The sequence below is a fragment of the Pseudoxanthomonas japonensis genome, assembly GCF_010093445.1.
GTDB lineage: Bacteria > Pseudomonadota > Gammaproteobacteria > Xanthomonadales > Xanthomonadaceae > Pseudoxanthomonas_A > Pseudoxanthomonas_A japonensis.
Map to the genome: position 1 here is coordinate 126531 of NZ_PDWW01000005.1, position 20042 is coordinate 146572.

The window sequence follows — 20042 nt, forward strand, 5'->3', positions numbered from 1 at the left end:
TGATCGCTCACACGCTGGCCACTGGCTTCCATCTCACTAGCCATTTGCGCCGACTCCACATGGCTGCTGGTAACCGGATCGCGGGCTGTCGACGAAGTGGACGACCTTGTACTTCTCGCCTTCGAGTTCTACCACTTTGTTCACGAGCGTGCGCACATCGCCGGCCCGATCGTAGCTGTGCTCGGTGAGGTTGGCGTATTGCTGGGATTCCAGTCTCATTGCCGGGGACTCTCGGCAGTGATCGTGACGGAGAAGAGGTCTCCTCGCAGGCCTTCGCGGACATCCTCCACGCTCGTCACGCCGTAGTCGGGAAAATCGTCCATGAAAGAGCGCGGGTAGCCGCCTTTCCAGTAGTAGACCGTCTTGGGGCCACCGCCGGACAGTTCATTCTTGTCCAGACTGACGATGAACCGTGTCTCGCCCTCAGTCCCGCTCGCCTTCAGCTGCACCTGCACCTGGATCAGTTCCCAACGGCAGATGCCCCTGCCGTGGTAGTCCTCGTCGATTATTCCATCCGTGTAGAAGACGCCGGTGTACTCGGCTTCAGACGCCCGCTCCAGCTGGAACGGGATGTCATTCGTGGGTATCGGCGAAAGGTGTCCGCCAGGATTCGCATTCGGCGGCGGCAGGCATTCCGGCGTCACGACGTCATGCTGCGTCGCACTGACGGTCACCCTGAGCGGACCTGGCGCATCGTGGATGTGCATGCGCAACCGGTACGCATGCACCGGGTTGGGGTTCTCTTTGTACTGGGGTCGCTGTTTCGTGCCCACGGCGTCACTGCATGCGGTCATCACGACAAGCGCGATTCCGATAGATATCGATGACCATAGTGGCGTTCCTCTCATGACGTTTCACTACCGCGCTTATCGCTCTCGCAGCTGAGAGATTTCATTCGACGTTTGCCCAGCGACTGCCTTGGCATCCAGTCCGGAATGATCGTCCTCATCATCCGCCGCCGTTGCCCGATTTACGCAACTTTCAAGCTCACTGCTGAAGTAGCGGACGAGTGCAGTTCGAGTAGTTGACCTTGCACTCGCGTCCGTTGCGTTGAGAGCATGTCTCGAGTGCTATGCCGGCAGCATCCTCGATAGTGGACCCATCGCGATAGATGGCAATCGAGCTTCCCTGAAGGAATTGCACGGGCTCCACCACCACGGCACAGTTGTTCTTGTAATCAAAAACCGGCTTGCAGTTGAGCCCGCCCATGTTCTTGCATTTCCTCAGTGCCTCCGCGCGAGCTGAGCGGCGGCTTAGCTGACCCGTCGAAGTTCCAACGTTGCCGGTGCTCTCATCCTCCGCCATGGCCCCCCAAGTAAGCCGCCAACGGGGCGGCGGCGGCGCGGCCTGGCTTCCTGGCCCGGTGGGGAGACACTGGGCACTTCCTGGCGTAACTCCTTGTGGACACGCCATCTGCGCGTGAGCTGATGCGAGGCCAATGACGAGGGCTCCAACGGCACCCCCCCACTGGAGCAGGCGCCGGACCGGTATCGCATTCATCCGTAATTCCTCTGGGGAATCTGAGTGGCGGTCTCTGCCGCACCAGTGTTCGGACCGGGTGCCGGCGCCGGCGCATACGGCCCGCCCGGCCGCGTCGGCTGCATCGCCTGCCCTTGCCCAAACGCGTTGTAAGCCATGAACTGCCCGACGGTGCCCTGGAAGAATGCGGCAGCCATGGGCGGCACGGTGACCAGAAACAGCGTCATCAGCAGTCCCAGTCCGCCCTGCTGCATGGCCATGCTGCTGACGCCCTGGGGCGAGGCGTTGGCCGCGAGCATGGTCAGGTACTGGGCGGCGTACGACACCGCCACCGCACCCAGCAGCTTCGAGATCATCGACACCGTGAAGCTCAGCACCGCCAGGGAGAACATCGTGCCGATGCCGTACCAGACCCACTTCTGGAACATGCCCTTCGTCTGCTCGAAGCCCAGGCACAGGATGAAGAACGGCCCCAGGCCGATGAACAGCGCCATGGCCATCTTGTACATCAGCAGGATCGCGCCTCCCATCAGCGAGGGACCCGCCACCCCGACACCGGTGAACCACATGGTTCGCGTCTTCGCGGCCTGCAGCGTTTCGTCAAAGCTGGTGTAGAGGGCGTCGATGGCCACCATCGCACCTTCCATCGCCTGCAGATTGTCGTCGATCGAGTCCTCGGGACCTTCCTCCTCACCGGTCACCATCGCGTTGATGGTGGTCGGCATGTCGTCGGTCAGCAGGCGATGGATGTCGCTGCTGCCCAGTGAGAACGTCGTGGCCACGGTGATGATCAGCACCCACTTCAGGGACTTCACGACCAGCTCCATCATGAACTGCCGGGACTGGCCGGTAACGATGCGATAACCCTGCAGCAGGACCCATAGTGTCAGCAGGACGAACGCGATGCCGCCGATCCACTCGGCCATCGCGCCGAGCAGGTTGTCGCGGAAGATATTGATCTCTTCGTCCACCCAGTCGAAGACGAGCCGGAAGAACGCCCAACGCTCGACAGCGCCGATCGCCGCCTCCATGCCGCGCAGCAGCAAGGCGACTCCGTTATCCAGTGAGGGCAGGTTTGCCATGTTCATTCCTTCGTGCCGCTGCGACCCATCCTGTGTCGCAGCGCTAGTTCGGACCCAGGATCAGTTGCGCCGCTTGGACTGCGCGATTTCGAGGGCCGCTTTCAGCGTGGCAATACCCACCGCCCCACCGATGACACCCGTCAGTCCACCACCGCCGCCTTCGCCCTTGCCGTCCAGTGCCTGCTGGGCAAGCGTCTTGCTGGCCTCCTGCAGATAGCCTATGCGGGCCACATAGGCGTCCATGTACGTCTGCTGCTGCTGGCGGTCGATCTCCATCTGCGACATCAACAGCAGGATGCGGTTGGTGTTGTCCTGGAGTTTGCCGACCTCATGGCTCTGTATGCTGCCACGCTGCCGCTTAAGCTCGTCCAGGTAGCGCTGGCGCTGCGTGGTGACTTCATACATCTTCAGCGAGTAGTTGTACTTCGCCAGCTCGGTGTTGACGATCTCGCGGCACAACTGGTACTGCTGCTGCGCGATGCCGCTGGTAGCCTGCTTGCAGCGGTTGTCGGCGTTCATGTTGACGCCGCTCTTGGTCGGCTGCGCGTGCTGCAGCTTCTCCTCGGGTTCCGGCGCCGCCTTGCTGTCTTCGTTGCTTCCGTTGAACGATTCGAAGACCTGCTGCTGGTACAGCTCGCGCAGGTTGCCATTGACGGTGCCATTGCCATTGCCGTTCGCACTCGTGGTGCCGAGACGGGTGTTGACGTCCTGGAGCTTCGTATTGGCGGCGTTGTCGACGACCCGCCATTGCGCCTGCGCATTTCCGAATGCCCCCAGACCCAGCACGAGCAGGGCCATGGCTGCGTGACGGGACGTGATGACGGGCGTTGTCAGCGTGTACATGCGGGAGTCCTCTCTGCTTCAGCGCTGGAGACTGGGTTGGATGGCACGCGTTGCCTGCGGGCCGGTGGAGCGGTCTTTCGGACTGGACGATGATGTGCCGGCGCCGTCGCGCCTACTGCGCGAGCCCTTGCGCTCTTCCTGGAAGCGCGGCAGCCATTGCTCGGGCAGCAGATCGGCCTTGTCGATGCCCCGACCCTCGGCTTCCTCGTCGACGATACGGTGCATGATCTCGATGTTGTCGGTACTGGCGGAGATCACCGCGAGCGCGTCATCCAGGCCGCGCAGGTTGAGCTGGCATACCGTCGAGGCGTGGCCCTGCTTGACCAGGAAGCAGCGCGACCGTTCATCGAGGCTCTTGATCACCTGGAACTCGGCTTCGGTCAGCTTGAGACCGTCGATGTAGTCCTCGCGTGCGGCATTCGGGTTCGGCAGCAGGATCAGCGTGGCCGTCTGCTCGATCAGAGCCGCCGAGATGTCACTCGCCAGCGCGTCCTCCGGGCTCTGTGTGGCGAAGATGCCCAGGCCGTTCTGCTTCCGGATCGTCTTCTGCTTGTTCTTGGCGAAATCCTTCAACGCTCCGCCGCCGTCGAGTATCTTCCAGAACTCATCCATCACGTAGATCAGCGGCCGGCCGTCGATCAGTTCCTCCAGCCGGTGCAGCAGGTAGTTGATCACCGGCACGCGGATCTCGGCGTTCTCGATGACGTCGGTGTAGTCGAAGCCGATGATGCTCGCCCGGCTGAGGTCGATCGTATCCACCGGGTTGTCGAACACCCAGCCCAGCGCATTGCCCGCCGTCCACTTGCGCAGGCGCGCATACAGACCGTCATCACCCATGTTGGGCAGGCTCTTCTGGAAGTTGGTCATCGATCGCAGGTGCAGCGGCATGTCGAGCATGGCCTCGACGGCCCGGAAGATGTCCTCGTCCTCGCGCGCGGTGTAATGCGTCTTTCCTGCCAGCACCTTGACCAGTCCTGCGAGGAACTGGACGTTGCCGTCCGTACGTTCGCACTGGAAGGGATTGAATCCGGTGGGCTGTCCGTTCTCCAGCGCCAGGTAATTCCCCCCGCACGCACGCACGAAGATCTCTGCGCCACGATCCTTGTCGAAGAAGAAGATGGTGGGCACCGGATCGAACTTCTGCACCTGGCTGAGCAGGAAGTTGATCAGCGCCGTTTTGCCGGTGCCGGACTTGCCGATCACCATGGTGTTGGCGATCGCCTTCTCACCCAGCGAGTTCTCGGCCGGGTGCGTCGCATGGAAGTTGAAGTAGTACGGCTGCCCGTTGGTGGTCTGCAGCACAGTGACGCTTTCGCCCCATGGATTGTTGTCGCGCTTGCCGGTGGCGAAATTGTGGAGCGGTGACAGACCGAGGAAGTTCAGCGAACTGACGTTGGCCAGGCGCGTGCGGTAACGCCAGTTGCCGGGCAGCTGGGAATAGAAGGAAGAGCAGACGGCGAGATCCTCTTTCGCCGAGACGAAACCCGCATTGGAGAGCTCGGCCCGCGCGACCGCCAGGTTCTGCGACAGACGCTGCTGGTCTTCCGCATACAGCGTCAGGATGAAGTGGTACTCGCCCAGGACGAAGTTGCCGGACGCCACCTGATCCATGGCGTTGTCCATCTCCACGATCTGGCTGACCGCCTTGTCGCCGGATGAGATCATCATGCCCTTGGTGCGGTCCAGGACCTTGAGGGCATCCTGGCGCCCCATCGGACTGAAGGAATGGGTGATGACGTACTCGAAGTCCAGGTACTTCAGCCCATTGAGAATCCCGGGCCAGGTACCGTCGGTGTATTCCTTGATGTTGAGGATTGCGCCGAAATGGTTCTGTCCGTCCGGCGTGCTGACCACGAAGTCGCCGGTCTTCGACGAGAACATGTGCCGGCTCACGGCGAGATAGTCGTACAGCGGCGCGTTCAGCACCGGCACCGGCTCCGAGATGCGGTTGAGCAGGAAGCCGAAAAACTCCAGCGTCTCGGAAAACACCCCGCCGGCATCCGACTCGTACATGCCAAGCCGGACCGGCGCATAGTCCTTGAGCACCGCTTCGACGTTGCTTGCCAGTTCCAGCAGCTTGCCGACCGCCTGCTCCTGCTCGGCCTGCAATCGGGGGACGTTGGTCGACTTCTCGACGAACTTCTTCCCCATGACGATGGGGCGGTAGATCATCGTCAGGTACAGCTCGTTCTGCATGATCTTCTGTGCGGACAGCGTTTCAAAATAGCCGTCCGACAATGCCTGGTTGAAGGTCTGCGCGTAACGCGCACCGGAGCGGATGCGCCCACGGCGGCGCAGGTCGTGCACCCAGAACGCGACATTGACGAAGTCCGGTGCCCGCAGCGTCTGCAGCATGCGGTTGAACGTGTTGTGGCGATGCTCCAGTTCCCATTCCTCGCGCCCGACGAACGGCAAGCCATCCAACCGCCAGGTCAGCAGGAAGTCGCCACCGGTCGTCTTGACCACATGCGGCGACACGTGGGCGGACAGAGGGATGAACTCGGCGATGGACAGGTCGGGCGCGAGCATGAGATCAGTCCGGTAGCGAGTCGTCGAAGCGCTTGCGATAACTGTTGGGCGTGAACACCCACATGCCCTCGTGATGGCGCAGGTTCCGGACCTTGGTCCGGAACTGCCATCGAAGGCCCAGCAGCCGGAAGATCATTTCGTCGCGGCGCGCCATCTGCCGCATGATGAAGATGACCACCGGCAACAGGGCCAGGAAGAACATGTTGAAGTAGAACGTCAGCAACAGACAGGCACCCGCGCCGATGGTGAAGGGCACGTAAGGCACCCCCATGAACATCGGCGGACGGGTGCACCCTCTGAAGAGCACGTTCTTATGCATATCCGACCAGCATCTGGACCACCATCGACGTCGTGCCGGACGTGACGTCTTCCGGTACCAGCATGCGCGAAATCTGCGCTGCCGCGCCGATCAGGAACCCACCGATCAGGACTGGCGCCACGTCGCCGATCCGCTTGTGGTTGAACGCGATCTGGTAGCCAGCGAAGATCACGGCGATCGTGACGACGGCGATCGACGCCACGTTGAGCAGATTGTTTATATTGGTGAAGAACGTCGTCACCCGGCCTTCCGCGCCCGAACCGTCCTGAGCGAAGGCGAGCTCCGGCATCGCCAGAGCGGCGACCGCCACGAGTGCCGTGACCAGAGCGGCGGAAACCTGTTTTACTTGCGTGACGTGCATAGTGTTCATAGTCGACCCCAAATGGTGGTTACAGCGGTGGGTGGCACTTTCGCGTGCCGATGAGCCATCCCTGGCGGGTGCTGCTAGAAGACGAAAGCGTCATCCCTCCCGGATGTCTGCACGGCCGACGACGCTTGCGGCGTCGCGGCGGTGTTCTGGTAATAGGCTTGTACGGTCACGGGGGACTCGGTCGAAGCCTGTGCGATGGCCGACGGCACCGGTGCCGCGGCGGCAGGTGTCAGCGGTGCCGATGTTGCAACAGGCGGGCCAGCTGCTGGCCTGGCCACGCTGGCGACGACAGCTGCGGGACGCTGCATGGACGTCCGGTCGCTGCTCGCCTCCTGGATGCGGCGCGCCACGCGCGATGAGGTCGTGCCCGCGGCGGCGGTCGCCCGCGGCACGATGCGCTGCGGGCTCGCCGCCGTCCGGCGGTCGATGACCGGGATGGCGGCAGCGGTGTCTTTGCCCACCTGTCGTTGCCACGATGCGAACACCTTCTGCACGTAGCCGTGCCGGTAGCCGGTGGTGAAGTTCCCCGAGTAGTAGCAGCTGAAGGCCTTGCCCCAGTCGCTGCCCGACCGCGAGTAGCACTCGGCGAGGATGCGGGACCCCGCCTGCAGGTTCGGGCATACGTCGAACGCCTTCTCGTAGCTGTGCAGTCCCTGCTTCGCGAGGTTGTGGCGGTTGACCTGCGCCAGACCCAGCGAGAAGTTGTAGCCCCGATCCTCCAGCATGCGCGCCGTCGACAGCGCTTCGGCCAGGTTGCGCGGCTGGCGCGCCAACCGTCCTCCCACCACGCCGATCGCGTAGGGATTGAACGAGGACTCGACCTTGACGACGTGCTCCATCACCGTCGGCGGCACCGCCAGCCCCGTGCAGCCCATGAGCTCCATGCCCGGCAGCATCAGCAGATCCCCCTGCGGCCAGACGGTGCAAGATGTCCTTGCGAGAGATGCTTGAAGTTCATTCGCGTTTCTCCAGGTCAGGACGCCAGGGCGCGGGCAGGATCGAAATCGATGCCGGTGATGTAGCGCCGACCGGCATGGGCCTTGATATGCACCACGATGTCGATGGTCATCTTCAGCAGGCGCTTGATCACCTCGAATTCCAGACCCGCGCCTTCTGCCGACGCCTTCACCATCAGCGCGAGCTGATCCCAGGTCTGCGCGGTGCTGCCCGCATGGCAACTGGTGATGGAGCCAGGGTGACCCGACGCGCAGTTGCGGATGAAGTAGAACGATTCATCTCCGCGCAGCTCCGCCAGGATGATGCGGTCCGGCTTCATGCGCAGGCAGGCCTCCATGCAGTTCTTGGCGGTGACGTTGCTGGCGCTCTGCCCGCCTTTCGAGTACAGCAGATGGACAACATTGGGCTGCCGGATGAACAGCTCGCGGGCATCCTCGATCGTCACCAGGCGCTCCTGGTCGGGGATGTGGTTGACCAGCGATTTCATGAAGGTGGTCTTGCCGCTACCGGTCGCGCCGGCGACGACGATGTTCTTGTGGTACTGCACGGCCTTGCGGAAGAACTCGGCGTAGTTGCGGCTGCGGCGCAGCTCCAGCAGTTCCTGGTCGTGATCACCGAGCACCTGCTGCTGCTCGAGGATCTCATCGAAGAAGCCGTCCTGTTCGTACTGCTCCAGCGACTTGCTGAACTTCGCCGGCAGGCGGATGGTGATGGACACCTTGCCAGCGTCGCAGGCCGGCGGGATCACAAACTGGGCGCGCTGCCCGGTGGGGAACGTCAGCGACACCATCGGATCGATGTCGGTGATGCGCTGGCCGGTATTGCTCTCGTTGACGACGGACGTGCAGAACTGTCGGGCGCGCTCGAAGGTCAGCGTCGGCACATCGGCCTTCAGCCAGCCCTCGCGCGCCGTTTCCAGGTAGATCTCGCCCGGGCGGTTGATGCAGATCTCGGTCACGTCCGAGGAATGCATGTGATCGCCGATGCCGAGCACCTGGTACTGATAGTCCAGGAACTCGTTGGAGACGCGCGCCAAGGGTTCGTTCTGCGTGTCCATGCCAGCGTCTCAGCGCATCACCGCGGAGAAGTCGACATCGCGGGCGACGTAGACGTTGACGATGGTGCCCTGGTTGATGGTCACCGTCGGCGGCCGCGCCATGTTGCGGTCCAGCGCCATGTTGGCCAGGCGCTCCATGGTCCTGGCGGTGTTGCTCTCGTACGGGTTCTGGACGATGGCACCGTTGACGATCGAGGTCTCCTGCGGACCATGCTTGGCGCCGGCGTACTTGAAGGCGTCGCTCAGCATGCTGATCAGCAGTGCAGACGAGATGCGTTGCGCCCAGTGCGCAGAGTAATGCCCCGGGTTGCCGGCGGCCCCCAGCATGTCGGTGCCCGGGCTGCGCATGTTGACGTCCATGCCGGTCGGCGTGGTGATGCGGTCCCACACGATGGCCGCACGCTCGCCGATGATGGCGTCCGAGTTGTAGCTGCCCATGACCTTCGAGCCGCGCGGCAGCAGCAGGCGTTTGCCGTTGACCGAATAGACCGGCTCCGTCACCACGCACGACGTGTAGCCGGGCACGTCGGTAATGACGCGCGACTCCAGTACGCAACGGATATAGGTGCCGCGCAGCAGCAGGGTATTCGGGTTGTAGAGCGGCTTTGCGCTGGTCACGCCGTCGGGTGGCTCGCGTGGCGCGGCCGGTGCCTGCCCCTGCCCCATCAACGCGGCGTACTGCGCCATGCCGGCGTCCTGCATGCCGGCGCCCGCAGCAGCGTCCGGATTTCCGCCCTCACCGAACGTGGTGGCCATGTCGAGCATGCGCCGCTCGCGCAGCGAAGGCGCCTGCTGGCCCGGCATGCCGGACGGCATGGTCATCATCGATGCCGTGGATGGGCCCGAGTCCTCGGCCATCGGCAACGGCGGCAGATCGGGCTCGACCGGTACCGGCGGCGCTTCCGGCGGAAGTTCAGGCAGGTCGCGTGGCGCAGCAGGGATGACGACCTGCTCACCTGGCGCTTTCGCGGGCGTCTCGCCCTGCTTCGACGACAGTCCGCCACTGAAGATCCAGAACACCACCAGCAGCATCAGCGCGATGATGCCGGCCAGAAAGATCAGGGCCTTGCGATTCAGACGCTGCACATCGGCCGAGCGCAGGTACGGGGCATTGGCATCCAGATCCGGATCGGCCGCCGGTGCCGCACGCTGGTACGGATTCTGCGGAGCGACCCGCTCGGGACCTCCTGCCTCGGGGTGATCGTGGGGCATCTGGTTCGTCATTCCGGGCTCCTGCGCAGGCCCACCACGTTGTCGCCATGGCGGATGACCAAGTAGGGGTAGGTGCCGTGCACGACGATGGTGTCGTCCTGCACCGTCGAGTTGACGACGAACTCATCGCCACCCTCGCTGTCGCGCGCGAACACGACCGGGAAATTGCCGCTCGGGAAGCGCGTGCGGTCCCCCATGCGGATGTAGGTGAAGCGTCGGTCGTCGTACACGGTCGTCGGCACGAGCCACGCCGGTCCACGCTTCCGCTGTGCGTACTCGTAATTGAAGTGATAGTTGCGGCCAGGCTCGACGCCCGTGTTCAGTTCGGCATCGGGCTCCTGCGGTCTGGCGGCCTGGCCGGCGAAGCTGGTGTCGCCGGGATAGACGAACGAGATGCGGTACTGCACACCCGCCGCGCGCGCCTGGTCGAGTACCCGCCAGTCGGTGGCGACGACCTTCAGCTCGAAGATGTACGAATGCGCGGCCGTACGGACCAGCAGGTTGGTATCGACATCGACGTTCTTCGGCTTCAGATAGAAGACATTGCCGCGACGGCTGATGTCCCAGCCGCCGCTGAAGCCGGTGCTGAAGTCCAGGATCTCCTCATGGGGCGACAGCTCGATCTGGGTGGTGATGCCCAGCCCGGTGCGCACCGGGTACACCTTGTCGGGCGCATACGTGTACTGCTCTATCACCTGCGCGACGGCAGGCAGCGTCGCGAAGAGCAAGCCGACGGCGACCACATGCAGCAGGACGTCCTTCAACCTCATCGTTGGGGCACTCCGGTTCCGGTCTCGGTCTCCGACTGCTCCGCGGGCTGCGGCGCCGTCGATACATCGTTCTCGCCCGGCACGGTGGGCGGACCCGCCACGGCGGTCGCAGCGGGATCGACAGCGGTCGCGGGTACCGCCACGGCAGGCGCGGCACCGCCAGCCATTGGCGGTGGCGCCGGGAACTCACGCTCGGGCAGCGCAGCGGAAGCGAAATCGTCGTCCACGCGGTAATTGGTCACGCGGAACCCCAGCGGATTGAGCAGCCGGTCTTCCTCGTTCAAGCGCAGGTCGGGGTTGTAGGTGAACTCCATCGTGGCGATCTTGCTGTCCAGCGGCTGCGAGGTACCCCGCCCCTTTTCGTAGACGCTGCGCTGGAATCGCACGGTCGCGCCCGTCGGGCGACGCCCCTCTCCCCCGCCTATCAGCACGATGCTCAGGATGCGCGTGCGGACCGCGCGCGCGCCGCCATAAAGACGGAAAGGACGCGCCGGATTGCTCTCCGCATGCAGCGCGGTGTAGGCAGGCGCGACTGCAGGCCCCGCCATCGACAGCGTCGTGCGCCAGTTGCGCTGGCCGACCAGGCCCGAGTCGTAGGACTCGCGTGCCAGCACGAACTGCGCAACGTTGCTCTTGTTGATCGCTTCCTCGGTGGTGACGTCGCGGTCCTGGAAGTTGCCCGACAACCGCGCCACGCTGGCCGTGCCGGTGTAGGGATCGGCCATCACCAGATAGGGCACTTTTTCCTTCAGCGGCAGGAACAGGAAATACCCGCCCGCCAGGATCAGCGACATCACGATGGCCGACCACGCGACCAGCCAGGCGCGTCGTTCGCTCTTGCGCGCGCGCTCGGCCAGCGTCAGCTCGAAGCTGACGCCCTGCGCCACGGCGCGATCGATCTCGGGGGAGGAGGTCTTCTTCCTGAACATACGCGGGCCGTCGCCTTCAGTCGCCCAATGCCGCAGCGGGCGCGACGTCCGCCGACGGTCGCGATGCCTGACTCACGATGATCCGCGGACGCTCGACCACCACCTGCACGCCCTGGTCCGCGTACGCGGCCGACAGCGAAGCTGCGGCATCTTCGAGGCTGCTGGTACGGATCTGCGCGACCGGCGCATGCAACGTGTAGTCGTTCGGATGCAGGTATGCCAGCGTCAGCCTGGCGTCCTTGGCCCAGCGAACCAGCATGGTCCTGAGCGTGCCGTCCGCCGGCGACGCCTGATAGACATACGCCTGCTGCAGCGGAATGGCCTGCGGCGCTTCCGCGAAACGGTTCACCGGACGCCAGCGTCCATTGATGTCCGCCGCCTGTGGCGTGGCGCATCCCGCGACCGCCAGCGACACCATCACGACACACAACACGATCATCTTGTGAAGAACGATGTTCCGGATCACGAAGCCACCTTTCTGCAATCGTCGGCAACAGACCTCCGGTACGCATCCCCGAAGGAAAACGCCACGGCACTGATGAATGTCTCCGGGTGGCGATGCGCGCCCGCACGCGTCGGGAGATCTACGCCTCCCGAGGCTATCGCCGTGCGCAGGATATCCGCCTGCGCATTGCCCCCTGTGCTCGCATCCATTGCGTAACGCTCCTTTTAAACTCGCGCGACTTTCAACACACATCGCACGTTCATTCCGTTTACTGCATCACGACAGTCGCGCCGAACATAGCCACGCCTTTTTGTGTCGTCAACCAAAATAAAAACGTAAACGCATGTACGACGATCTTCCTAGTGGTGCACTCACTTCAGTAAACCGCATAAAACAAGCATCGCGTTGCAATTGGATGAAATTTCGCGCGCACGTTCGATCATGAATGTGAAGAAGCACTTGAAAGCACGAACGGCGTCACATCGAATGTGAAAACATTCTTCACTGCGATGAACAACGTGGATAATTCAAAAGATTCATATGAAACACCCTTGATCTCTGTAGGAAATTTCCTACCCCATGCATCGCGGCGGGTCCGCTTGAACGTCAAACCTCTGATGCATCATGCTGGGAATCACGTGCGGTTATTCCTCGTGCGACAAGGAGCGATATGGAACCGTCGAAGATGGAAGAGTTCGTCGCCAATGCGGCACTGCTGGCGGCACATCTGACAGAGCAGTGCAACAAAGCGGCAGCGACGCAGCAGACATCCGCACAGGAATTGCAGGCATCCGCAATCGTGGTCAGGAAGACCATCGAAGAAGGCAAGCGGGAAATGAGCGAACAGGCCCGCAGCGCCGTGCACGATGCGCTGGCGCAGGAAATTCCGGCCGCCACGCACAGCATCGGCGAGACCGCGGCGCGACTGCGCCATGTCGCGGACCACCTGCAACGCGAGCAGGCGCAGCTGTCGCAGCGCGCACGATTTCTCGGATGGAAGTCGCTCGGCGCGCTGTCGGTGGCCTGTCTGGCGCTGGTGGCGGGCAGCGGTTATGCGTCATGGCACAACGTGCAGCGCTCGGAACGCGCGAAGGTGGATGCGGAAGTGCTGGAAGCGTTGCAGCACGTCACCATCACCTCCTGCGGCGGGCAGCCTTGCATCAAGCTGCAGGATGGTCTGCCACGCTGGCAGAAGAACGATCAGTACGTGCTGATCGACACGTCGGTGAAGCAGGAAGGCGCGGCCGGCGGCGCCCGCTGAGGCCGCAACGGCATTCATCAAGGAACGACGACAGGGGGCTGTGTGGGCAATACGCGTGTGGTGATCATCCTGGTGCTGGCCGCGCTCGCGGCCGTCGGCGCCCTCTATCTCTCCGGCTACCTGGCGCTGCTGTTCCTCGGCCTCGATGGCGGACAGGTCGGCGCCGGTACCTACGTCGACTACCTCAAGCACCTCGACCATCCACGCGTGCAACCCTATGCATGGCGCATCAAGGCGGCCGGTGCGGTCGGCGGCGGGCTGATGCTGCTGTTCTGGGCCGCGCTGTCGGTGATGGTCTACAAGTTGCGCAGCTATCGGAACCTGCATGGACGCGCGCGCTTCGCCGGCATGATCGACCTGGCCAACAAGGGTTTCCTGTCGAGCAAGGACAACGGCATTGTGGTCGGCCAGATGAACGGAAAACTGCTGCGCCTGTCCGGGCAGCAGTTCGTCATCCTCGCCGCCCCTACCCGCTCGGGCAAGGGCGTGGGCGTGGTGATCCCCAACCTGCTCGACTACCGCGAGTCGGCGGTCGTGCTGGACATCAAGCAGGAGAACTTCGACCTGACCTCGGGCTGGCGCCGGTCGATCGGGCACGAGGTCTACCTGTTCAATCCGTTCGCGGAAGACCGCCGCAGCCATCGCTGGAATCCGATGACCTACGTATCGCCGGATCCGGCCTTCCGCGTGTCCGACCTGCAGAGCATCGCGGCCATGCTGTATCCGGACGGGGACGACAAGGACAAGTTCTGGGTCAGCCAGGCGCGCAACGCCTTCCTCGCCTTCACCCTGTACCTGTTCGAACAGCGCGACCACGACCGCACCGCGGAAGCGCCCACGCTGGGTGCCGTGCTGCGCCTGGCATCGGGCGATGGCGGCGAACTCAAGCCCTACCTGCAGAAACTCCTGGAGGCAACATTCCTGAGCGGCCAGGCGCGCACGGCATTCGCGGGCCTGCTGTCGCAGGCGGACGTGACCTTCGCGTCCATCATCGGCTCGTTCCGCGAACCGCTGAATCCCTGGCTGAACCCGGTACTGGACGCGGCCACCAGCGCCGACGACTTCCACCTCGACGACGTACGCCGTCGCCGCATGACGATCTATGTCGGCATCCAGCCGAACAAGCTGGCGGAGAGCCGGCTGATCGTGAACCTGTTCTTCAGCCAGCTGATCAACGTCAACACCAAGGTGCTGCCGCAGAACGATCCCACGCTCAGACACCAGTGCCTGCTGCTGATGGACGAGTTCACCGCGATCGGGCGCGTCGACATCATCGCCAAGGCGGTCGCCTACATGGCCGGCTACAACCTGCGCCTGCTGCCCATCATCCAGTCGATGGCGCAGCTGGATGCGGTCTATGGCAAGGAACTGTCGCGCACCATCATCACCAACCATGCGCTGCAGATCATCTATGCGCCACGCGAGCAGCAGGACGCCAACGACTATTCGGAGATGCTCGGCTACACCACCATCAAGCGTCGCGCGCGTACGCGCTCGCATGGCCAGGGACGCAACGTGTCGGACAACGAGGTGCTGGAGAAGCGGGCCTTGATGCTTCCGCAGGAACTCAAGGCGATGGGGCCGGAGAAGGAAATCGTGCTGTATGAGGGGCTGGCCCACCCGATCCTGTGCCGCAAGGTGCGCTATTACAAGGACAGTTACTTCACCAAGCGGCTGCTGCCGAAGGTCGAGATCCTGCCTTTGTCGCTTGAGGCATCGCACGCTCACAGGAATGACGTCCGCGTCCGTGTGGCCGATGACGAGCGCACCCGCGCGTCGCTATTGGCGGGATGACCTCTACCGCTTCAATGCATCGCAAGGGAACGTAGTTGAATATCATGGACGAGAAGGGCCCGGATCTCGGGCCTGGATACCGCGGTGATTCACTGCATGGGCAGCAACTGCTTCGCGACCTGGCCATCGTCAACGAGCGCACCTTGCGCGAACTGGGCCCCCTGCCTCCCGGTGGCGTGCCAGTGCAGGCCAAGCGCAAGCCCAATCGCCCGCATCCACCCGCATCCGTTGCCGTTCAGGACGATGAAATGACCCCACTTCAGCGGATCATGACCACATCCACCTTGGTGGCTGGCGCGTTGTCAGCCTGCGGCGAAGCCCACTCACCCGGGAAACTTGCGGAGCCCACACACGCGTCGGCAGCGACGGCCTCCGCGCCCACAGCACCCACACCGTCACCAACACCGACCCTCTCAGCCCCCGAAACCGCATCTGCCGCGCCCACGAAGCCCGTGGCTGACGAAGCCACCGTCGAGACCGAACGCGGCCCGCCTATTCCCTCGGCTACGCTCCGGAAGCAGGTACTGGCGCTGCTGGACAACCTGCAGACGCTGGAAGACATGGAACGCACGCACCTGGAGCCGATCTTCAAGGTCCGCATGGTGAAGAACCCGAGGGTGCGCGATGGCCATGAGTACTTCGGCATCACGACCGAGGGATGGACGTATCGCATTTCCGTCACCAAACTGTATGCATTGAGCGAGCCGCCGACGATCACGATCGCGCTCAACAATGGTGTGGAGCCATGGACCGACCAGAAGCCCACCTACTGCACGATGGATTTCGAAGAACTCGCCAACGACATCGTCGCCTTGGGATACGAGCGCGCAGCGACGCGCTCCACGTTCGGAAACAAGCCCTCCTGGGGATTTGGCAGGGACGTACCAGCCAACCGCACCGGGTTCAGCATGAGTGTCTATCTCTACTACCTGGACGAAGGCAGCGACTCGGAGCGCGCCTGCGTGGATTGGTTCAAGGTTGATGGAGGCCCTCGCCGTGAGTAGGTTGCCGCCACATTTGCTGCGCCTCACCGATGGCTTGCCCTCCGACAAGCGCCCCGAGATAGAGGAAGCGATCGCCACATCGCCCTACCTGCAACAACGGATGAACCAAGCCATCGAAGCCGGTCAACTCCGGCATATCCGGCTCACCCCACCCGGCGTGAACGAGGGAGGGCATTACGACAGCCCAAAAAAAGCCATTTATGTCAGCGTGGATACTTTCACGAAGCCAGGACTGGAAGAGCCACGCAAACGAATCGATGTCATCACCAGCACCCTTGGCCACGAGACAGGGCATGCATTGAACGCGGCGGAATCACGGAAGACCCTGCACTTCGTTGCCCCCCAGATAACGGAGGAGATACGTGCCGCCGGCCCCGGCGGAAGCGCCGACGTGACACCGCATTTTTCCCTGTATCAGCGTGCCGCCCGCCGTGATGAGGCTATCGCCGAAATCAAGGGATGGAATGCCTTGGCCAGCCGCATCCAATACACCAGTGGCGGAATAATCACCCGGGAAGCGATGCTGGAGCGGGCAGCTCCCACAACCAATTGCGCCAAGCTTGATGAGGAGCGTCTCCCCCAGCTCGCCCGCGGCATCGTCCTCGACCGGGACATGCACATGTCCGACACGCGCCTGCCCAAGGCCGGCGCCATCAATGTCGAGCCGGTGGCGCAGTGCCATTTCGACCAATCCGCCAGGACACTCGGAGCGCAGGGCAAGGCCGACTACCGCAACTATTACGGCGCCTATCTGATCGAACAGGTTGGCCAGGACACGGCACACTGGGTCCGACCGCCGACAGTCAAACTGGACATGGCCCGGCTGGGGCTGGACCCGGCGCAACTGGAAAGCACCGGCCTCAATCTTGGCGGACGGAATCTTGGCCTGATCGATACCAGCGATGGCCAACGGCTTATCACCCTTCGTCATGCGGACGATGGGAAGAAGCAGGTTCCCGATGGCTTCGTCGTTGCTCATGACCGCGATGTACGGGATGACGAGCGGATTCCCCGGCTCGCGCGCTTCGGGGATGACACCCTCCCTCTGCGCGGGGAACCCGCTCCCATTCCCACAACACCGGCCGCGCTCCGCGACCCAGGCCATCCACAGCACACCCTTTACGAAACCCTGAAGCGGCATCTTCCCGACTACGCCAGCGAAGCCCGCCTGTCGCAGTTCACCGAGGCCTGCCACACCGCGGGCATCACGTCGCGCAGCCTGGCCACGATCGATGCGAAGGCACACAGGCGCGCTTTTCAACCAAGGAGGGCTGGCCGCGCGTCGAACTCGACCTGGATAAGGCGCCTGTCCCACGGGATACCGGCCTGCAGCGGAGCGACACGCCTGCCTGGCCACTGCCGGAGCGCAGCATGCCGGCACCGACCGCGCCGCCTACGCAGGTGCAGGGGCCCGCGCACTGACCAAGGGCCGCAGCGCGGCGACGTACCCGAGGCATCACCCCGTTGACCGGACCGTCGCGCCGCCTTACAACAGGCGCCTCGCTTCCCATGTCGCAGGATCCCGCATGCAATGCCCCAAGTGCCAAGGCACGATGGAACTGGTCACGGTTCCGCAAGCCAATGTTCATCGCTGCAGCCAGTGCAGGGGATTGTGGTTCGAGATGGTGGACCACGAGACGTTGAAGGACCGAGCGGACGAGATCGACACCGGCGACCCGGCCGTGGGCGAGCAGTACAACAAGATCGACCGGATCACCTGCCCGTCCTGCATCGGCAATCGCCCCCTGATCCGCATGGTCGATGCTTTGCAGCCGCACATCTGGTTCGAGAGCTGCAAGGGATGCTATGGCCGCTTCTACGACGCGGGCGAGTACCAGGATTTCGCCGAGATCGAGTTCGTGGACCTCATCAAGGACTGGAACGCGCCGGAACGGATTTGACGAACCTGTGGCGGCTCCGGGCACTCTCGATGCCTTGCAGAAGCGTCGTTGCGCAGCGTGCCGGTCGTGGCCGAACGTGACCGCAGCCCAGGTCGCCGCCACTGCTGATCGCGCTTCATTCCCATCGAGCATTGTCACACTTCCGCTTCGAGGCTCGTTGCGTACTTGAAAACACGCAGGCCGCGTGTTGAACTCGCCAACAGCTAATGGATGAGGTAGCAGCATGGAAAGCAGACATGGACAGTCGATTGCCTTTTTCTTTCTTCTTGCCGTCGTGTGGTCATCACACGCACAGGAAGACAGGTTTGCGGAAAACCCTATCGAGTACAGCAATCCATCCGGCATGAAGGACGACGAGCCGCTCTTTTATGCCACCATCGAGGGCGGAAGCGGCGCACCGATAGCTCCCAAGATCGTCATCTTTTATCGGCAGCCCGTCAGCCCTTACCACAAGCCTGTCGAAAGATTCCTTTACTGCAACAACATCGACTGGCTGATCGACGGGAAACCAGTACGATTCGGCCCTACCTCGCATAGCAGCCTGGATCTCAGCGACCGCATGGTCGAACTCGTCAGACAACCCGTCACGATGAAGCAGCTCCGCATGCTGGGCGAAGCAAAGACGGTGGAATACCGCGTCTGTCGAGATGAGGCCGAGCTGTTGCCGGAGGATATTGCGGGCGTCCGTGAGCTCGTCAGGCAGGGGGAGAAATTGTCCCCATGAACGGCCGCGGCGCGCTGAGCTTATGCAAGACAACGTTCGCTGGCATCAGCAAGGCGACGGACGCGCGAATGGGTTGCGCGCTTATTGCAGCTGGTGCCTTTTTTGTGGCGCTGATCGCGCTTCCCGCACCCTTACTGGCCTTCCAGACCCGGGCCCTTGAGGATCTCCGGGCGGAACAGATGCGTCTCCACCAACAGTGGATTCGGCTCGAGGCGATGTTCGACCCGGAAGCGACCGCCGCTGCCTTGGCGCCAGGTGAAGGAAGCCTCAGGGGCGTTATCGGATTCCGGCAACGCTCCGGACTGCGCAAGCAGACCGTGACTGCAGACAGGGAGTGGGTGCAGCTTTTTCCAATGACACCCTACATGCAGGAAATGGTGAAAACGTTCAGGATGGAAGGCGACGAAAGTCCCCGAGTACACCAACGTGCAGCTCGCTACTCGGCGCGGGTAATCACCGACACGAAGGGCAACTTCGAGTTTCACGGGCTGAAGCCTGGACGATACTTTCTGATCAGTAAGGTGCCCTACGGCCGCAGGATCAGTTATCAAGTCGATTCGGGGGAACGCCAGATCTCTTACAGTCCCATGTTCGGTACTGGCTCCATCATTCCAATCTATAGCGAGGTACGCACAGAAATACCGGATACCGCATGGATCACCAGGATCGTGGAAGTGAAACCAGGGTCTCCCACGCTGTTCCAGCCATCAGACAAGCCAGACTAGGCCATGGGACCCAACAGATGATTCCCACCATCTCGATTCTTGACCGTGCAAAGGCGCTTTCGGTGCTACTCGCCGTCGTTGCCTGTGCGTCACCGACACGTTCTGCCGCTCAATCGCAGGACCCCTGTCTTCGCGACCAAGTCCTGAAATGCTGGCACATGGTCGGCGCGGAAGGCACGGCCCCCGATCGCGTGCTTCGCATGGTGCGCTCTCTGGATCCACCAGGCTCCACGGGCAATCCCAGAAAGCTCGAACTGGTAGAGGCCATCGAGAACCCCGCCTCTGACAGGCGCTACATCGTCCGCCAAGTGCAGGTGGATTGCGATCGACTCGCTTTCCGTGAAGAAGCCATGCTGTTCGGTTTTTCTGACGGGACAGCGAAGGCGCAGCCCGTCATCGACAGCAAATGGAGGCCGGTCATGGAGGGTGAACAAGGACAACCCGTGGCCGCCATGATCGCCTGCCCGGCACCTCCCGGCGTTTCCACCAAGGAACATCGTAGCCTGCTCAGCTCCTCCATCGTCACGGATGCATTTCGTGCGGCAGATGCAGTCGATTGGGTTCGCAAACTGCTATGGGACGGCCTTGTCCACCGAGAAATGACCGCAAGGCAGCGTTGACTCCTTCCCGGAGCGACACGA

General features: G+C 62.9%; 21 protein-coding genes and 1 pseudogene. 8 read left to right on the plus strand and 14 right to left on the minus strand.

From position 1 onward, the window contains the following. Nucleotides 1-36: 36 nt before the first annotated feature. The 14 genes from CSC78_RS05975 to CSC78_RS06040 form a co-directional block, all read right to left on the minus strand. Nucleotides 37-219, minus strand: a complete 183-nt coding sequence (locus CSC78_RS05975) for a hypothetical protein (protein ID WP_162336992.1) — start codon at nucleotides 217-219, stop codon at nucleotides 37-39. Continuing rightward, nucleotides 216-773, minus strand: coding sequence for a hypothetical protein (locus CSC78_RS05980; protein WP_162336993.1), 558 nt, complete (start codon nucleotides 771-773; stop codon nucleotides 216-218). Before CSC78_RS05980 ends, CSC78_RS05975 begins: the two co-directional genes overlap by 4 nt. Before the next feature lie 214 nt (nucleotides 774-987). Continuing rightward, nucleotides 988-1500 (minus strand): DUF4189 domain-containing protein, encoded by a 513-nt coding sequence (locus CSC78_RS19260; RefSeq protein WP_379608853.1) that lies wholly within the window; start codon nucleotides 1498-1500, stop codon nucleotides 988-990. Beyond that, nucleotides 1497-2561, minus strand: coding sequence for a type IV secretion system protein (locus CSC78_RS05990; protein WP_162336995.1), 1065 nt, complete (start codon nucleotides 2559-2561; stop codon nucleotides 1497-1499). Before CSC78_RS05990 ends, CSC78_RS19260 begins: the two co-directional genes overlap by 4 nt. 60 nt (nucleotides 2562-2621) lie before the next feature. Beyond that, a complete protein-coding gene (locus CSC78_RS05995) occupies nucleotides 2622-3404 on the minus strand; it encodes a hypothetical protein (protein ID WP_162336996.1) in 783 nt (260 codons plus the stop codon). A gap of 18 nt (nucleotides 3405-3422) precedes the next feature. After that, nucleotides 3423-5933: a VirB4 family type IV secretion/conjugal transfer ATPase gene (locus tag CSC78_RS06000; protein WP_162336997.1), complete on the minus strand. Its 2511-nt coding sequence runs from the start codon at nucleotides 5931-5933 to the stop codon at nucleotides 3423-3425. Between the two features lie 4 nt (nucleotides 5934-5937). Beyond that, on the minus strand, nucleotides 5938-6252 hold the full coding sequence (locus CSC78_RS06005; RefSeq protein WP_162336998.1) for a type IV secretion system protein VirB3: 315 nt from the start codon (nucleotides 6250-6252) through the stop codon (nucleotides 5938-5940). Continuing rightward, complete coding sequence (locus CSC78_RS06010; protein WP_238391172.1) at nucleotides 6245-6613, minus strand: TrbC/VirB2 family protein; 369 nt, start codon at nucleotides 6611-6613, stop codon at nucleotides 6245-6247. The genes CSC78_RS06005 and CSC78_RS06010 overlap by 8 nt, the downstream gene beginning before the upstream one ends. Nucleotides 6614-6696: 83 nt before the next feature. Then, complete coding sequence (locus tag CSC78_RS19265; RefSeq protein WP_407072266.1) at nucleotides 6697-7518, minus strand: lytic transglycosylase domain-containing protein; 822 nt, start codon at nucleotides 7516-7518, stop codon at nucleotides 6697-6699. Nucleotides 7519-7595: 77 nt separating this feature from the next. Continuing rightward, complete coding sequence (gene virB11, locus CSC78_RS06020) at nucleotides 7596-8636, minus strand: P-type DNA transfer ATPase VirB11 (protein ID WP_162337000.1); 1041 nt, start codon at nucleotides 8634-8636, stop codon at nucleotides 7596-7598. A gap of 9 nt (nucleotides 8637-8645) precedes the next feature. Further along, the gene (locus CSC78_RS06025; RefSeq protein WP_238391173.1) at nucleotides 8646-9860 is read right to left on the minus strand and encodes a TrbI/VirB10 family protein; all 1215 of its coding nucleotides are present in this window, start codon (nucleotides 9858-9860) and stop codon (nucleotides 8646-8648) included. Further along, nucleotides 9857-10618: a TrbG/VirB9 family P-type conjugative transfer protein gene (locus CSC78_RS06030; RefSeq protein WP_162337001.1), complete on the minus strand. Its 762-nt coding sequence runs from the start codon at nucleotides 10616-10618 to the stop codon at nucleotides 9857-9859. Before CSC78_RS06030 ends, CSC78_RS06025 begins: the two co-directional genes overlap by 4 nt. Further along, a complete protein-coding gene (locus CSC78_RS06035) occupies nucleotides 10615-11547 on the minus strand; it encodes a virB8 family protein (RefSeq protein ID WP_162337002.1) in 933 nt (310 codons plus the stop codon). The genes CSC78_RS06030 and CSC78_RS06035 overlap by 4 nt, the downstream gene beginning before the upstream one ends. 16 nt (nucleotides 11548-11563) lie before the next feature. Then, nucleotides 11564-11986 (minus strand): TcpQ domain-containing protein, encoded by a 423-nt coding sequence (locus CSC78_RS06040; RefSeq protein WP_162337071.1) that lies wholly within the window; start codon nucleotides 11984-11986, stop codon nucleotides 11564-11566. Nucleotides 11987-12662: 676 nt separating this feature from the next. On the opposite strand from CSC78_RS06040, the gene CSC78_RS06045 reads away from it, so the two are divergent. The 8 genes and pseudogenes from CSC78_RS06045 to CSC78_RS06080 all read left to right on the plus strand — a co-directional run bounded on the left by CSC78_RS06045 (nucleotide 12663) and on the right by CSC78_RS06080 (nucleotide 20021). Continuing rightward, nucleotides 12663-13253 carry a hypothetical protein gene (locus CSC78_RS06045; RefSeq protein WP_162337003.1) on the plus strand — a complete coding sequence of 197 codons (591 nt, stop codon included), beginning with the start codon at nucleotides 12663-12665 and terminating at the stop codon, nucleotides 13251-13253. A 42-nt stretch (nucleotides 13254-13295) separates the two neighbouring features. Further along, nucleotides 13296-14966, plus strand: a pseudogene (locus tag CSC78_RS06050) (type IV secretory system conjugative DNA transfer family protein); the annotation flags it as partial. 116 nt (nucleotides 14967-15082) lie between these two features. Then, on the plus strand, nucleotides 15083-16051 hold the full coding sequence (locus tag CSC78_RS06055; RefSeq protein ID WP_162337004.1) for a hypothetical protein: 969 nt from the start codon (nucleotides 15083-15085) through the stop codon (nucleotides 16049-16051). Next, the gene (locus CSC78_RS06060; RefSeq protein ID WP_162337005.1) at nucleotides 16029-17519 is read left to right on the plus strand and encodes a hypothetical protein; all 1491 of its coding nucleotides are present in this window, start codon (nucleotides 16029-16031) and stop codon (nucleotides 17517-17519) included. Before CSC78_RS06055 ends, CSC78_RS06060 begins: the two co-directional genes overlap by 23 nt. A 58-nt stretch (nucleotides 17520-17577) precedes the next feature. After that, the gene (locus CSC78_RS06065; protein WP_162337006.1) at nucleotides 17578-17952 is read left to right on the plus strand and encodes a zf-TFIIB domain-containing protein; all 375 of its coding nucleotides are present in this window, start codon (nucleotides 17578-17580) and stop codon (nucleotides 17950-17952) included. Nucleotides 17953-18175: 223 nt separating this feature from the next. After that, nucleotides 18176-18676, plus strand: a complete 501-nt coding sequence (locus tag CSC78_RS06070) for a hypothetical protein (protein WP_162337007.1) — start codon at nucleotides 18176-18178, stop codon at nucleotides 18674-18676. Continuing rightward, a complete protein-coding gene (locus tag CSC78_RS06075; RefSeq protein WP_162337008.1) occupies nucleotides 18673-19401 on the plus strand; it encodes a prealbumin-like fold domain-containing protein in 729 nt (242 codons plus the stop codon). The genes CSC78_RS06070 and CSC78_RS06075 overlap by 4 nt, the downstream gene beginning before the upstream one ends. A gap of 17 nt (nucleotides 19402-19418) precedes the next feature. Next, nucleotides 19419-20021: a hypothetical protein gene (locus CSC78_RS06080; RefSeq protein ID WP_162337009.1), complete on the plus strand. Its 603-nt coding sequence runs from the start codon at nucleotides 19419-19421 to the stop codon at nucleotides 20019-20021. Nucleotides 20022-20042 lie beyond the last annotated feature (21 nt).

Coding starts and splice junctions, on each gene's coding strand:
- CSC78_RS05975 (WP_162336992.1), bottom strand. CDS start 219: ATGAGACTGGAATCCCAGCAATACGCCAACCTCACCGAGCACAGCTAC.
- CSC78_RS19260 (WP_379608853.1), bottom strand. CDS start 1,500: ATGAATGCGATACCGGTCCGGCGCCTGCTCCAGTGGGGGGGTGCCGTT.
- CSC78_RS05990 (WP_162336995.1), bottom strand. CDS start 2,561: ATGGCAAACCTGCCCTCACTGGATAACGGAGTCGCCTTGCTGCTGCGC.
- CSC78_RS05995 (WP_162336996.1), bottom strand. CDS start 3,404: ATGTACACGCTGACAACGCCCGTCATCACGTCCCGTCACGCAGCCATG.
- CSC78_RS06000 (WP_162336997.1), bottom strand. CDS start 5,933: ATGCTCGCGCCCGACCTGTCCATCGCCGAGTTCATCCCTCTGTCCGCC.
- CSC78_RS06005 (WP_162336998.1), bottom strand. CDS start 6,252: ATGCATAAGAACGTGCTCTTCAGAGGGTGCACCCGTCCGCCGATGTTC.
- CSC78_RS06010 (WP_238391172.1), bottom strand. CDS start 6,613: ATGCACGTCACGCAAGTAAAACAGGTTTCCGCCGCTCTGGTCACGGCA.
- CSC78_RS19265 (WP_407072266.1), bottom strand. CDS start 7,518: ATGCTGCCGGGCATGGAGCTCATGGGCTGCACGGGGCTGGCGGTGCCG.
- virB11 (WP_162337000.1), bottom strand. CDS start 8,636: ATGGACACGCAGAACGAACCCTTGGCGCGCGTCTCCAACGAGTTCCTG.
- CSC78_RS06025 (WP_238391173.1), bottom strand. CDS start 9,860: ATGACGAACCAGATGCCCCACGATCACCCCGAGGCAGGAGGTCCCGAG.
- CSC78_RS06030 (WP_162337001.1), bottom strand. CDS start 10,618: ATGAGGTTGAAGGACGTCCTGCTGCATGTGGTCGCCGTCGGCTTGCTC.
- CSC78_RS06035 (WP_162337002.1), bottom strand. CDS start 11,547: ATGTTCAGGAAGAAGACCTCCTCCCCCGAGATCGATCGCGCCGTGGCG.
- CSC78_RS06040 (WP_162337071.1), bottom strand. CDS start 11,986: ATGATCGTGTTGTGTGTCGTGATGGTGTCGCTGGCGGTCGCGGGATGC.
- CSC78_RS06045 (WP_162337003.1), top strand. CDS start 12,663: ATGGAACCGTCGAAGATGGAAGAGTTCGTCGCCAATGCGGCACTGCTG.
- CSC78_RS06060 (WP_162337005.1), top strand. CDS start 16,029: ATGGAGGCCCTCGCCGTGAGTAGGTTGCCGCCACATTTGCTGCGCCTC.
- CSC78_RS06065 (WP_162337006.1), top strand. CDS start 17,578: ATGCAATGCCCCAAGTGCCAAGGCACGATGGAACTGGTCACGGTTCCG.
- CSC78_RS06070 (WP_162337007.1), top strand. CDS start 18,176: ATGGAAAGCAGACATGGACAGTCGATTGCCTTTTTCTTTCTTCTTGCC.
- CSC78_RS06075 (WP_162337008.1), top strand. CDS start 18,673: ATGAACGGCCGCGGCGCGCTGAGCTTATGCAAGACAACGTTCGCTGGC.
- CSC78_RS06080 (WP_162337009.1), top strand. CDS start 19,419: ATGATTCCCACCATCTCGATTCTTGACCGTGCAAAGGCGCTTTCGGTG.